This window comes from Psychromonas sp. SA13A (assembly GCF_011378715.1).
Lineage (GTDB): Bacteria > Pseudomonadota > Gammaproteobacteria > Enterobacterales > Psychromonadaceae > Psychromonas.
In genome coordinates, this window is record NZ_WTKU01000003.1 from 16703 (window position 1) to 30661 (window position 13959).

Annotated in this window: 8 protein-coding genes; 2 read left to right on the forward strand and 6 right to left on the reverse strand. The window is 39.9% G+C overall.

Annotation, left to right across the window (positions count from 1 at the left end):
- Positions 1 to 446: 446 nt before the first annotated feature.
- Both GQR44_RS04165 and GQR44_RS04170 read right to left on the reverse strand, forming a co-directional pair.
- Positions 447 to 3581, reverse strand: coding sequence for a multidrug efflux RND transporter permease subunit (locus GQR44_RS04165; protein ID WP_166369581.1), 3135 nt, complete (start codon positions 3579 to 3581; stop codon positions 447 to 449).
- Positions 3581 to 4756 carry an efflux RND transporter periplasmic adaptor subunit gene (locus GQR44_RS04170; RefSeq protein ID WP_166369583.1) on the reverse strand — a complete coding sequence of 392 codons (1176 nt, stop codon included), beginning with the start codon at positions 4754 to 4756 and terminating at the stop codon, positions 3581 to 3583. The genes GQR44_RS04165 and GQR44_RS04170 overlap by 1 nt, the downstream gene beginning before the upstream one ends.
- A gap of 129 nt (positions 4757 to 4885) precedes the next feature.
- Here GQR44_RS04170 and GQR44_RS04175 point away from each other — a divergent pair, with 129 nt between their 5' ends.
- Complete coding sequence (locus GQR44_RS04175; RefSeq protein ID WP_166369585.1) at positions 4886 to 5830, forward strand: LysR family transcriptional regulator; 945 nt, start codon at positions 4886 to 4888, stop codon at positions 5828 to 5830.
- 171 nt (positions 5831 to 6001) lie between these two features.
- Here GQR44_RS04175 and GQR44_RS04180 read toward each other — a convergent pair whose 3' ends face one another.
- From GQR44_RS04180 to GQR44_RS04195, 4 genes are all read right to left on the reverse strand, one after another.
- On the reverse strand, positions 6002 to 7342 hold the full coding sequence (locus GQR44_RS04180; protein ID WP_166369587.1) for a DUF2254 domain-containing protein: 1341 nt from the start codon (positions 7340 to 7342) through the stop codon (positions 6002 to 6004).
- 173 nt (positions 7343 to 7515) lie between these two features.
- Entirely contained in the window at positions 7516 to 7947 is a 432-nt protein-coding gene (locus GQR44_RS20025) for a hypothetical protein (RefSeq protein ID WP_346774322.1), read from the reverse strand.
- 361 nt (positions 7948 to 8308) lie between these two features.
- Positions 8309 to 9904, reverse strand: coding sequence for an isocitrate lyase (locus GQR44_RS04190; protein ID WP_166369589.1), 1596 nt, complete (start codon positions 9902 to 9904; stop codon positions 8309 to 8311).
- An 87-nt stretch (positions 9905 to 9991) separates the two neighbouring features.
- The gene (locus tag GQR44_RS04195) at positions 9992 to 12145 is read right to left on the reverse strand and encodes a malate synthase G (protein WP_166369591.1); all 2154 of its coding nucleotides are present in this window, start codon (positions 12143 to 12145) and stop codon (positions 9992 to 9994) included.
- Positions 12146 to 12400: 255 nt separating this feature from the next.
- Here GQR44_RS04195 and GQR44_RS04200 point away from each other — a divergent pair, with 255 nt between their 5' ends.
- Positions 12401 to 13939 carry a DUF3612 domain-containing protein gene (locus tag GQR44_RS04200; protein WP_166369593.1) on the forward strand — a complete coding sequence of 513 codons (1539 nt, stop codon included), beginning with the start codon at positions 12401 to 12403 and terminating at the stop codon, positions 13937 to 13939.
- Positions 13940 to 13959 lie beyond the last annotated feature (20 nt).

Consider the following 13959-nt stretch of genomic DNA (forward strand, 5'->3'; position numbering starts at 1 on the left):
GTCATTTATTTATCGACTTACTCACCTTATCTTTACTTATATTTTGATGAGCTTTGAGGCAGATATAACCTGCTTGTATAATCTAATTATTGCTAGTTTGAATTAATTTATATCAATATATTAGCTTTTTTACTTTAAACTAACATATTGATTTAAATTAATTTTATCTAATAAAATGTTGTGCAATATTGATATGAATAACAAAATTGATGTAAATTACAAAAGCACAACATTTATATTTTTCTTTAAAATTTTTAATACAATAAAATAGTATATTGATGAAAACAGCCTGAAGGTTGATGTGTTTCAGACTGTGGTTTGACTTGCATAACTACTGTACCCATCAGATACAAGTTTATTAGGCCAAGCACTATCATCAAAATTTAATAGTAAGCTAGGTTTATATCCCTAGCTTACCAAGCTACTTTCGTTATATTTTTTGCTGCTTATTTTAACTGCTTAGTTTTACTCATCAGCATATAAAATACAGGTGTAAATAATAAACCAAACACTGTTACACCGATCATTCCTGCAAATACTGCATTACCCATGGCATGACGCATTTCTGAACCCGCGCCAGTGGCTAATACTAATGGAATAACACCCGCAGTAAATGCGATAGAGGTCATTAAAATAGGGCGTAAACGCATACGACACGCTTCAATCATGGCATCTAAATGAGAGAGTCCTTGATCATTTCTGTCTTTAGCAAACTCGACCATTAATATTGCATTCTTGGATGCTAATGCAACTAATACAATCAAAGCAATCTGAGTAAAGATATTATTATCCGAGTCAACTAACCACACTCCTAATAGTGCTGAGAAGATGGTCATTGGTACAATCAAAATAATTGCTAGCGGTAAACGCAGGCTTTCATATTGTGCAGCCAGTACCATAAACACTAACAACACAACTAACGGGAATACATAAACCATGGTATTACCCGCTAATATTTGTTGGAAGGTAACATCTGTCCACTCGTATGCGATTCCTGCCGGTAACGTATCCGCTAGAATCTTTTCAATTGCTTGTTGCGCTTGGTCTGAGCTATAACCAGGTGCTGGGCTACCATTTAGTTCAGCACTTGGGTAACCGTTGTAATGCATTACACGGTCTGGACCAATTGCTGGTGTAACGGTTAACACTGAACCTAGTGGCACCATATCACCGCGTCGATTACGCACTTTCAAATTAAGAATTTGCGACGGGTCTTCACGGAATTCCGCTTCTGCCTGTGCATTTACTTTATAGGTACGGCCAAATAAATTGAAATCATTAACATATACGGAGCCTAAGTAGACTTGTAGTGCGTTAAATACTTCATCTAATGGAATACCTTGAATTAATGCTTGTTCACGGTCGACATCAATATCCATTTGTGGAACTTGAATACGGAAGCTTGAAAAGAGTCCTGTCAATGCAGGATCTTGACGAGCCTTACCTATTACTGCTTGTAAACTATCAAATAAAGGTTCAAAACCTTTGTTATTACGGTCTTCAATCTGTAATTTGAAACCACCTGTTGTACCTAAACCTTGGATTGGTGGTGGTGGGAACACAGCAACAAAAGCTTCATCGATAGCAGTAAATTGTTGGTTTAATTTTCCAGCAATGGCCATCGCAGATCGGCTTGGGTCTGTACGTTCAGAAAAAGCATCTAATGTTGTGAATATAATGGCGCTATTGGGGCTATTAGTAAAACCATTCACCGATAGACCAGGGAAAGCAACGGTATGCGCTACACCAGGAACTTGCAGTGCAATTTTTTCCATCTCTTTAACTACTGCTTCAGTACGATCTAAACTTGCCGCATCAGGTAATTGCGCAATCGCCACGAGGTATTGTTTATCCTGTGGAGGAATAAACCCACCCGGTACTGAGTTAAATAGACTAATTGTTCCACCTAATAAAGCGACATAAGCGACCATTACAACCACTGCCATACGTATTAGCTTTTTAACTAGTTTTTGGTAACCCTGTGCTCCTCGGTCAAACAATTTATTAAACGGTTTAAATAACCAACGTCCAAATAGGGCATTTAAAAAGCGTGTTAGTCGGTCCGGTTCGCTATCGTGAGGCTTAAGCAGTAATGCCGATAAAGCCGGTGATAATGTCAATGAATTAAACGCTGAAATAACTGTAGAAATAGTAATCGTCAGTGCAAACTGTTTGTAGAATTGACCCGATAAACCACTGATGAATGCTGTTGGAATAAATACCGCACATAACACCAATGCAATCGCAATAATTGGGCCGGTTACTTCACTCATCGCAACACGCGTTGCTTCTATTGGTGATAGGCCTTTTTCAATGTTTCGCTCAACATTTTCTACCACCACAATCGCATCATCTACCACAATACCGATCGCCAGTACTAAGCCAAATAACGACAGTGTATTAATAGAAAGACCCAACCAGTTCATGACGGCAAAAGTACCAATCAAGGAAACAGGCACAGCAATAAGTGGAATAATAGATGCACGCCATGTTTGTAAAAACAGAATAACAACAATTACTACCAGTACGATAGCTTCAAGTAATGTCTCAATAACGGCATCAATAGAATCACGAACAAAAATAGTTGGATCGTAAACAATATCGTATTCTACCCCAGCCGGAAAGGCTTTAGATAATTGCTTCATCGTTTCACGTACTTGATCTGACAAGTCAATGGCATTGGCGTCAGGGCGTTGGAAGATTGGAATAGCCAGCGCAGGTTGGCTGTCTAACATCGACCTAAGAGAGTAATTATCTTGTCCTAATTCAATGCGAGCAACATCATTAAGACGGGTTAATTGTCCATTGTCACCTACTTTAATAATAACTTGCTCAAACTCTTCCACACTTTCAAGACGACCTTTCACATTCAATAAAATTTGAAATTGACTGTCCGTTACAGCGGGTTGAGCGCCTAAACTACCGGCAGCAACCTGTTGGTTTTGCTCGCGTAATGCAAGTATAACGTCCATTGCTGTAATTTCACGAGCGGCTAATGCATCGGGATTTAGCCAAACTCGCATTGAGTATTGACCTCCACCAAATAAACGTACATCACCGACACCACCTAAACGCGCTAACTGGTCTTTAACATATAAGTCAGCATAGTTAGATAAGTAGGTTGTATCGTGTGTTTTTTCCGGTGAAAAAAGATGCACTACCATGGTTAAATCTGGCGAAGATTTTTCTGCTACCACACCTAATCGTTGCACTTCTTCTGGTAAACGTGGCAGTGCACTATTGACGCGGTTTTGTACTTGCGTTTGTGCTCGGTCAAGGTCTGTACCCAGAGCAAAAGTAACCGTTAGCGTCATACGTCCATCACTGGTCGCTTGAGAAAACATGTACAGCATGTTTTCTGTGCCGTTGATCTCTTGCTCCAGCGGTGTTGCTACCGTTTGTGCAATAACCGTTGGATTAGCACCAGGGTAATTAGCAGTCACCACTACAGTCGGAGGCACGACTTCAGGGTATTCACTGATTGGTAATTGAAATAACGAGATGCTACCCGCAATTAAAATTACCAATGACAGCATAGCCGCAAAAATAGGGCGCTGAATAAAAAAGTGTGAAAATTTCATTATGGTTCCTTACGGCTTGCTGCTAATTGTTGTTCTGGTTCACTTAACGTAAAGGAAGCACTGCTACTATCAATCATGGTCACATTTGGAGAAATTGGCATACCCGGACCTACACGTGCTGGGCCGTTAACCGCAATAACATCACCTTTCTTTAAACCTGATGAAATTGCACGAAGGCTACCGTAACGTTCGCCAACTTCGACTAATTTATATTGTAAAATATCGCCTTCACCCACGGTTAAAACAAAGCGATTTTTTAAATCTGTGCCGATTGCACGATCCGGTATTATTACCTGTTTGGTCACTTCATTTGCCGCTAATCGAATACGTGCAAATGATCCTGAACGTAACTCATCACTCGCTTCATGGAAAATAGCGCGGATACGTAACGTACCCGTTGCAGAGTTAATGCGGTTATCAATGAAGTTGATGTAACCTGAATACGGGAAGTCCTCTTGACCTACTTTTTGCATCACAACCTGTTGCTTGCTTGATGCAGTTACATCGTTAAACGAACGATTCCAAGTACGTTCATCAACATCAAAGTAAGCGTACATTGCTTTGTTTGATACAATTGACGTCAATACGCTTTGCCCTGCAATTACATTATTTCCTTTGGTGATATTAGCGCGAGAAATAATGCCATCAATAGGGGAACGGATAGCTGTAAATTCCAAATCTAATTGTGCAGCTGTTAGCTGTGCTTTTAATGCAGCAAGTTGTGCTTGGCGTTGACGCAATGTGGATGTGCGTGATTCAGCTTCTTCCGTAGAAATAGCTTTGCGTTGTCTCAAACTAACTGCACGCTTTGCTTCACTTTCAGCTTGGCTTAATGCCGCTTGTGCGCTCATTACTTGTGCTTTTAAGCTCGCAACTACAGCGGCAAAAGGGCGGCTATCTAGTTTAAATAATAAATCGCCTTGCTTAACATGGTCGCCTTCTTTAAAGCTAATTTCTTCTATCAATCCTGAAATACGTGGCATTAATGCAACTTCTTCAGGCGACTCTAAGCGAGACGTGTAGGTGTGCCAACTTTGAGTTGGTTTAATTAAAACCTCTGCAACATCAATCGATTGTAAAGGTGCTTGGCTTACTGCCGGTACAGGTTCTTCAGCACAGCTGATTAATGTAAAGCTTGCCGCTGCAATAGACGCGGCGATTAGGTGTTTCTTCATGACGAGGCTCCAATAAAATATTGAGGCTATAATACGAAACTAAGTAGTGATAAAAAAGAATGGTTTTTTAATTTCATTAATGCCAATATCGCATCAATGTTTTAATAATTAACTATTTTGGATGAAAAAATGGATACGACCAGTCGCCTTTTAATGTTACTTGAAGTGGTTGAGCAAGGATCTTTTGCTAAAGCCGCTGAAGTTCGAAATGTAGATCGCTCTGTTATGTCAAAACAGATAGGCCGCTTAGAGGATGAGTTAGGCGTAAGATTATTGAATCGTTCCACACGATCATTTTCATTAACCGCAGCCGGTGCTGAAATGATTAAAAAAGCCACTGAGTTGCGGCAGGTATTATCTGAAACATTGCGTATGGCTGAAAATTATCACCAAGAACCTCGCGGTTTATTAAAAATTACTGCTTCCGCTATTATTGGTCAACGTTATTTACAACCTGTAATTAATGATTTTCAAAAACGTTTTCCACAGGTTGAAGTGGAGATGCGTTTAGATGACCGTTTGGTTGATATTATTTCTGAAGGGTTTGATTTAGCATTTAGAGTAGGTAAACCAAAAGACTCTTCATTGATTGCTAGACCGATTGCGCGTAATCGTTGGTTAATCTTAGCTACTTCAGAATTCATTGAAACCTATGGGCTTCCAAAAACCATTGAAGATTTAACTGACTTTCCGGCTGCCAACTATGCTAACTCGCAGGTAAGAATAGATCGAATCACCTATATCGATGAAGATGGCAAGGATTGTGAGCAAAAGATGCGTAGTATTTTTAGGGCAAATGATGGTGAAGTATTAAAAATGAAAATACTATCGGGCACCGCTTATGGTTTATTACCTTCTTTTTTAATTAAAGATGAAGTGAAAGATGGCACCTTAGTTCCTTTGTTAACGGACCTTAAGATGGCTGAAGATAACCCAATGTATGCTGTTTATCCGCATCGTGATTTACCGGTAAGAACACGTTTGTTTTTAGATGCTGTACGCGAATTTATTGGTAAGGATAAACCTATATGGGAAGAGGCGATCCCAAATTTTGATAACCTTTATAAAGGATAAAATATCATTACTCGCCTAGGTATTTGCTTGGGACTAGAGAGCCTGAAATTTTCGGTTCTTAACGATTTAGGCTTTAAAATATTAAGGGGCTGTCTGTTTAAGCGATCAAACTTGCCGTGCTTAAGCTTATACTCGAATCCATTGGGTATAAGCATATAAGCATAAGCAAAGTTATTGCTTGCCCGCGTGTTTTGAAAAGCTGGCTGCTTTTTCAACAATTGCTATGTCTTCCTCCACATCAAGGGCGATTCGAGCACGCTTTAATGCTAATCGGGCATGGTATAATGCCGCTTCATTCATTTTAGTATCTCCGATTGCAGACAAGGTATTCAATGCTTTTTGTAAACGCACTGACACTTCTATAGCGCCTGCACCATCCCTTGCAATGGCTGTGAATGCATCATCAAACATATCTTGTACGGAAAGAGTAGGGACAGCTATTCGGTCATATTTGCATTGCTCTTCCTCACTTTCTGTTTCTTGATCTGGATGAATAGTCGCCCCATTCCACAGAGTTAATAATCGTAATAGAGAGCCTATAACGTTGATCGCCGTGCCAGAATCATTGACTGCAGGCGATAGGGCGCGAGCAGCTATTTCAGATAAAACCACCAGACCAAAACGAGGATCATCTTCAAACAGTCGATTATTTCCAATCTGAAACGCTTTAATCACCCTGCTGCAGTCGACGGCTGATTTGTCATGGGATAATTTATTCTGTGGAGCGCTATTGACCAGATGATTAGAAGTACTGATGTAAGCTAATGCGCTATCCGGAGCGGCGAGCGTTCCGGGTAGCGCAGCAATTAAAACTTGTGAGTGAGTTTCTTCAGCCCAACTTTGAATTGCCGCCATATCAATATGTTGAACATATCCGACGCTGGTGGCAAATATTGGCTGTCCTTGTAACTCGGTACTCGTTTCTGGCATCGCACACAAAGTGGGGTATTTTTTTCGCTGTTGTAAAGCTCGCTCAGTGGCTTTTTCAACTTTATCTATGGTTGAGCCAAGCCTTCCTAAGCGAGCAATGTTATCTACCCAACGTACAAAAGTGACAATCACGATGGCGAAAACCATTGCCGTTAGAATAAATAATATGAATAAACCTGGTTTTTCAAAGTAAGCATTTTTAACTGCCATTAATGCTACTACGCTAAAAATAAAAGCACCTACAAAGGTCGATAATGCATTTTGTGATACATCATCTGCGACCACTAAACTAAAGGATCGTGGTGTTGCTGTATTACTGGTTGATGCATAGGCTGATACCATTGAAGATACAGAAAAAGTGGCGATCATTAACATGCTGCTTGCCATGATAGCTAATAGTGTTTCGATTGAGTCCAGCGTTACTTCGGGAACAAAGTCTGCTAACCCACTGTCATCAGCCAGTTTTGCGGTAAAAACCGCTACAATCGATATTAAACAAACGGCTAATGGTCTGACCCAAAGGCGTTCTCGCAATCTATTGAGTAAAAAGCGCAAACGATCTGTTGAAATAGGAGATTGCATGGTGATTTCCTTTACGCTGCCTAATGAGAATGGAGAGTGTAGGTTTTTATGCCTATGTTGATGACAATGCTCATAATACAAAAAAATACAGTAATTTACATTTACTTGATCTTCAATGATTTATTCTATTTTCAGCAATTGTTTGATTAAACTGTGTCGTGGGTAGGGATTTGCTAATTCAACTCTTTATTATGGAGAGGATATGAAGCTTCCTTGTGCTGATTTTTGTTCTGGCGGCTTTCAACACTAATTTCGACGCTACTTTGAATGCTATTTTCGATGCTATTTTCAATATTACTTTCAACACTGTTGATTTCAATACTATTTTCAAAACAACCTTTATAATGACTTTTAGTTTCGTTATGGGGAGTGTGTGCAGCCTTTATATCGGCTTCACGCTTCATTAATAGAATGGTCAAAAATATTTTAGTGGGTAAGGAAAATATGAATCCTATTGCGATACAGGTTGCACTGATAATAATGCCTGTGACACCAAGTTGATGCATTTTTTCACTGAACAAGTGTAAGTAAATACCCAATGCGATTAAACATAAGCCGATAGTAATTGATATTTTTAGCATATTTAATAACGTATTTTGGGTCATTGATAGATTAACTTTCATTGCCAATAAGTATTAAGAAACATATCTTTTTTAAGAGCAAAAGAAGTTAAGCTACATCAATACCAGCTAAATAATTTTCAGCTCTTTGATTATTTTTTGCGTTTTTCTGTTTTTAGTCACTTAATCTAGTTAGGCTCTGGCTACTATTCTTATTTCTATTTCTATTTCTATTTTTATTCCTATTGCCATAAAAAAACCAATCACTTGGATTGGTTTTTGTTGAGTGGCAAAGCCTGTCATTATTGCCTTACCTGCTTTACTTAGCGTCATCACCTATCGGCGATTGCTTATCGACAAGAGCCTATAAACCAGAGCTTATGGACAAGCACTTATAGACAACTTCTTATGAAAACTGACTCATTGTATTATTGACACCGGATGCTTTCAGCGCTTGATCTCCAGAGAAGTATTCCTTGTGATCATCACCAATGTTAGAGCCGGACATGTCTTGATGTTTCACAGAAGCTAATCCTTCTCTGATCTCTTTGCGTTGAACATTATCAACATAAGCTAGCATGCCTCGTTCACCAAAGTACTCTTTTGCCAAGTTATCAGTAGAAAGTGCCGCCGTGTGATAAGTCGGTAGGGTGATCAAGTGATGGAAAATCCCTGCCTGCTGTGACGCTTCCTGTTGGAAGTTTTGGATTTTAAAATCCGCTTCTATTGCTAATTCGGTAGCATCGTACAACTGACTCATTAAATCGCCACGTTGGTATGAGGATAAGTCTTTACCTGCAGCTTGCCATGCATCAAATACTTGCTGACGGAAGTTAAGCGTCCAGTTAAATGATGGGCTATTGTTGTAAACTAATTTTGCATTTGGTACCACCTCTCTAATACGGTTTACCATGCCCGCAATTTGTTGCACGTTAGGCGCTTCTGTTTCAATCCATAATAGGTCTGCACCGTGTTGCAATGAGGTGATGCAATCTAATACCACTCTGTCTTCGCCCGTATCAGCTTTGAAGCGTACTAAACCATTTGCCAAACGATGGGGTTTAATCAGTTCTCCGCCTCGACTTAATACCATATCACCGGATTGTAATTGGTCTAATGATGTTAACGATTCACCATCAATAAAATCATTATATTGCTCAGCCAAATCACCAGGATATTGCGATACAGGAATTTTTTGGGTTAAACCTGCTCCTAATGAATCTGTACGCGCAACAATAATTCCATCTTCTACACCCAGTTCCATAAACGCGTAGCGTACGGCATTAATTTTTGCCAAGAAGTCTTCGTGTGGTACCGTAACTTTGCCATCTTGATGACCACATTGTTTTGCGTCAGAAACTTGGTTTTCAATTTGAATACAACATGCACCGGCTTCAATCATCTTTTTCGCTAATAGGTAAGTTGCTTCTTCGTTACCAAAACCGGCATCAATATCAGCAATGATTGGCACAATATGTGTTTCAAATTCATTGATACGTTTATGAATGGCCTGTTGTGCTAATTGATCCCCACTCTCGACGGCACGGTCTAACTCCTGAAAAACATGATTTAACTCACGCGCATCTGCCTGCTTGAGGAAGGTATATAACTCCTCGATAAGCATAGGCACAGTGGTTTTTTCATGCATTGATTGGTCGGGTAGTGGACCAAACTCGGAACGCATCGCTGCTACCATCCAACCTGACAAATACAAGTAAGTACCTTTAGTGGTTTGAAAATGCTTTTTAATGGAGATCATTTTCTGTTGACCTATAAAACCATGCCAACAACCTAATGACTGCGTATAGTTGCTGCTGTCAGCATCATAGGCATCCATATCTTCACGCATTATTTTGGCAGTATACTTGGCAATATCTAACCCCGTTTTAAAACGGTTTTGTAAGCGCATACGTGCAATATATTCCGGATTAATGGCATTCCACGTTTGTCCTTGTTGTTCAGTAAACTGGCGAGCATTATTTGTTTCAGTTCTATAGTTCATGATATTTCTCCATTTGATGTCATTAAGTTATGTAAGCACTTTAAGAGTGTTATAAACGCTAGCGAAAATTGGAAAGAGCAATAGACACTAGTGATTTTTGGCAAATAATCGATATTCATGTAATAAAGGTTCGGTATATCCGTTAGGTTGTTGTGCGCCTTTAAAGATTAAATCTCGGGCGGCTTTGAATGCCATATTGTTAGAAAAATTCGGCATCATACTTTGGTAACCCGCAACGCCTTGGTTTTGTGTATCCACTATGCTGGCCATATTCTGTAAAACTTGCTCAACCTGCTGCGCATTACATATATTGTGATGTAACCAGTTGCAGATATGCTGACTAGAAATGCGTAATGTCGCGCGGTCTTCCATTAAGCCTGTGTTGCTAATATCTGGTACTTTTGAACAGCCCACGCCTAACTCAACCCAGCGCACCACATAGCCTAAAATCCCTTGAATATTATTTTCTAATTCGCTGATAATTTGATCTTCAGTTAGTACCATAGATGCAGGCATCACCGGCATGCGCAACAAATCGCGTAATTTTGCTGCTGGCTGTTGTTGAATTACTTTCTGCTGCTTAAAGACATCAACACTGTGATAATGCAATGCGTGTAAAGTAGCAGCAGTGGGCGAAGGAACCCAAGCTGTATTAGCACCCGATTGCGGGTGTGCTATTTTTTGTTGCATCATTTGTTGCATTTCATCGGGCATTGCCCACATGCCTTTGCCTATTTGTGCTCGGCCACTAAAACCACAACGTAATCCAACTTGTACATTATTGTCCTCGTAAGCCTGGATCCAAGGTTGTTGTTTGATTTGAGCTTTTGGATAAAACGGACCGGCTTCATTACTGGTATGGATTTCATCACCTGTACGGTCTAAAAAGCCGGTGTTAATAAATACCACACGTGATTTTGCCGCTTTGATGCAGGCTTTTAAATTAAGTGTGGTTCTTCGCTCTTCATCCATAATGCCCATTTTAATGGTGTTCTCTGGCAGGTTTAACATCTGTTCAACACGTTCGAAAAGCAGATTAGTAAAAGCAACTTCATCGGGACCGTGCATTTTGGGCTTAACGATGTAGATACTGCCAGTGCGTGAATTACGTAGCCCAGATGTTTTTTGCAAATCGATGCTTGCAATCAATGAGGTCACTACCGCGTCAACAATGCCTTCCGGCGCATTGTTACCAGCGCTGTCTTTAATCAGCTCAGTGCCCATTAAGTGCCCAACATTACGTACTAGTAGTAATGAGCGGCCATGCACGTTATAGGGGCAACCGCTTTTATCGGTGTAACTACGATCTGGATTCATATTGCGAGTGATTAACTGATCTTGCTTTTTAAACGTCGCGCTTAAGTCTCCGTTAATTAACCCTAACCAATTTTTATAGGCATCAACTTTATCTTCCGCATCAACGGCCGCAATAGAGTCCTCAAAGTCGACAATCGTTGTTAGAGCCGATTCAACTTCAATATCATCAATATTTGCAATATCGTTTGCACCTATTTTTCCGTATTTATCAATGGTGATGCCGATATGTAAGCCATTGTTTTTAAGTAGTAAATATTTTGGTTCATGTTTTGAACCATCGAAGGCTACAAATTGACAAGGGCTACGTAAACCACTTTCTGAACCATCAGGGAAAAAAGCTAAAAGATGTTGAAAATAAACTAAGTAGCTAGACACATCTTTGTGCGAACCGTTATTCAACGGGAAAGCCTCATCTAAAAATGTTTTAGCTGCATCAATAACACTTGCACCACGTTGAGCATCAAAGCCTGACTCTGTAGAAAGTGGTGCGATTGCATCGGTACCGTAATAGGCGTCATATAAACTGCCCCATCTTGCATTGGCTGCATTTAATGCAAAGCGTGCATTTTGAACTGGCACGACTAATTGTGGTCCCGCCATGGTTGCAATCTCCGCATCAACATTTTCTGTTTCGATACAAAAATCTTCTACTTCAGGTTGCAAGTAACCAATCTCGCGTAAAAAAGCTTCGTATTCAGTCGGGTCATTTGCAGGGTTATTACGGTGCCATTGATTGATTTGTTGTTGCATGTTTTTACGAATGCTAAGTAAGTTGACATTCTGTGGCGTTAGGTCACTGATCAAACTATTAAAGTCATACCAAAAATTAGTCGGACTAATCTCTGTGTGGGGTAATACTTGGTTATTGATGAAATCGTAAAAACCAAGATCTATTTGATTTTGTTGCTGTTGTAGTAGGCTCATCATTTAATTCCTTATATGGGTTAGTTAATGCGTTGTTTGTGATTGTTGAAAACCGATTCTTGAAAACCGACAGTTGAAAACTGCTTGTTAGCTATCGTTTTTCACAAACTTGGATCACAAACTTGGATCACAAACTTGCTTTTCATCGCGTTAACCGTTCACTACTCATTGTTTGCTTTGTGACCGATGTGAGAGATATTAGATTATTTTTTTATATAATTTCACAAAGAAAATTACACAGTGTGAATTTTACAAATGAAATCAAATAAAAGTTTAACTAGACAGTCACATTTTCTCGGTACAAAAATCCGTAACTTACGGAAACGTAACCATTTAACCTTGGATGACTTATCATCTAGGTGTGTAAAATTAGCACCTGAAAATGCACCATCCGTTTCTTACCTTTCTATGATAGAACGCGGAAAACGTATCCCTAGTGAAGAAATGCTAGAGGTAATTGCACAGGTTTTTCAAAAAAACGTGCAATGGTTCTTAGATGATGCACCCGCGCCCGATGAGTTAACGCCTGAAAAGGGGAGTCGAGGCGGCATTAGCGGCATGGCGCTTGAGCCTAGCTTTTTGTTTTCTCAAGATATTCTGCAAATAGCGATTCCTGAAATGCTGTCTCAAACGGGTACCACGGGACGCCAATTTGCGCATTTATTAATACGTGCTTACCAAGAGCACCATCAAAATCATTTTCCCGACCTAGAGCGTGCTGCAGAAGAGGTTGGGCAAAAAAGAATGCCGTTATATGTGGAAGATCTACAAGAAATTGCTGAGCAGAAAGGATTAAGTATTCGCTGGTTCAGTGATCTTAAAGATCAAAAGAACTTATCGGAGGACGAACAATCTCAAAGTATGAAAAGCATGGTGACTTCTTATCTACAACCACCATCTACTGTGTATTTAAATAAGAAATTGAAAAAAAATTCGGCACGTTTGAAATATGAATTAGCTGTACATATTGCACACTGTGTTTTACATAACAATGACGGTGAAAAAAGCATTATGGTCGCGGGGGATAGAGCCCAATATGATGTGCAAAAGAAACGACCAAACAGTTCGGCCCCATCTACTCAGTTAGAATCCCAGGATATTTTACACGCATGGCGTGATTTCGAATGCAGCTTTTTTGCCGCGGCTTTGTTATGCCCTAAAGTGGCGTTTAGACAATTGTTAGATAGACACGGTTATGAAATCAATATCGGTAAAGTGATTGATGTTTCTTCATCGGTGGTGATGCGCAGAATGACCGCGGTGTCAGCTTATCCTCACTGGCATTATTTTGATGCCTATAGTCCCGGTAAACTAAAAGCGGTATATCGTGGTAATGGTATTCCACTACCTTGGGGAAATATGCGTATTGTTAATGACCCTTGTCAACATTGGTCTGTGTTTCGAATGCTCGCGGCTAATCAGGAAGGCACTGCCGCACAGTTATCTATTCTTAATGACGGTGATATACCAAAAATCTATTGTTGTGAGTCGATTAAAGTTAAAGATTTAACCGATGCATCGCATGTTTTGTGTGCAGGCATTGAGTTAAGTCCTGCGATCACTGCGCAAGGCTATGACGCGTTAGCTTTAGTTAATGAATTAAAAAAATTGTGTATTGAGAATGGTGGTGAAGCGGTGATCCCCGCGCATATTAAAAAGGTGTTAATTGCCGTTGCACGTATTCTTAATATTAATTGGATAGAGCGAGGGATCGAAGAAAAAGCACGTTTAATCTGCTCGCGTGGGGCGGTTTGTCCACGTAAACCTGGATGTTACTCAATACCAAAAATGTAATGTTGCTCGCATTACATTTT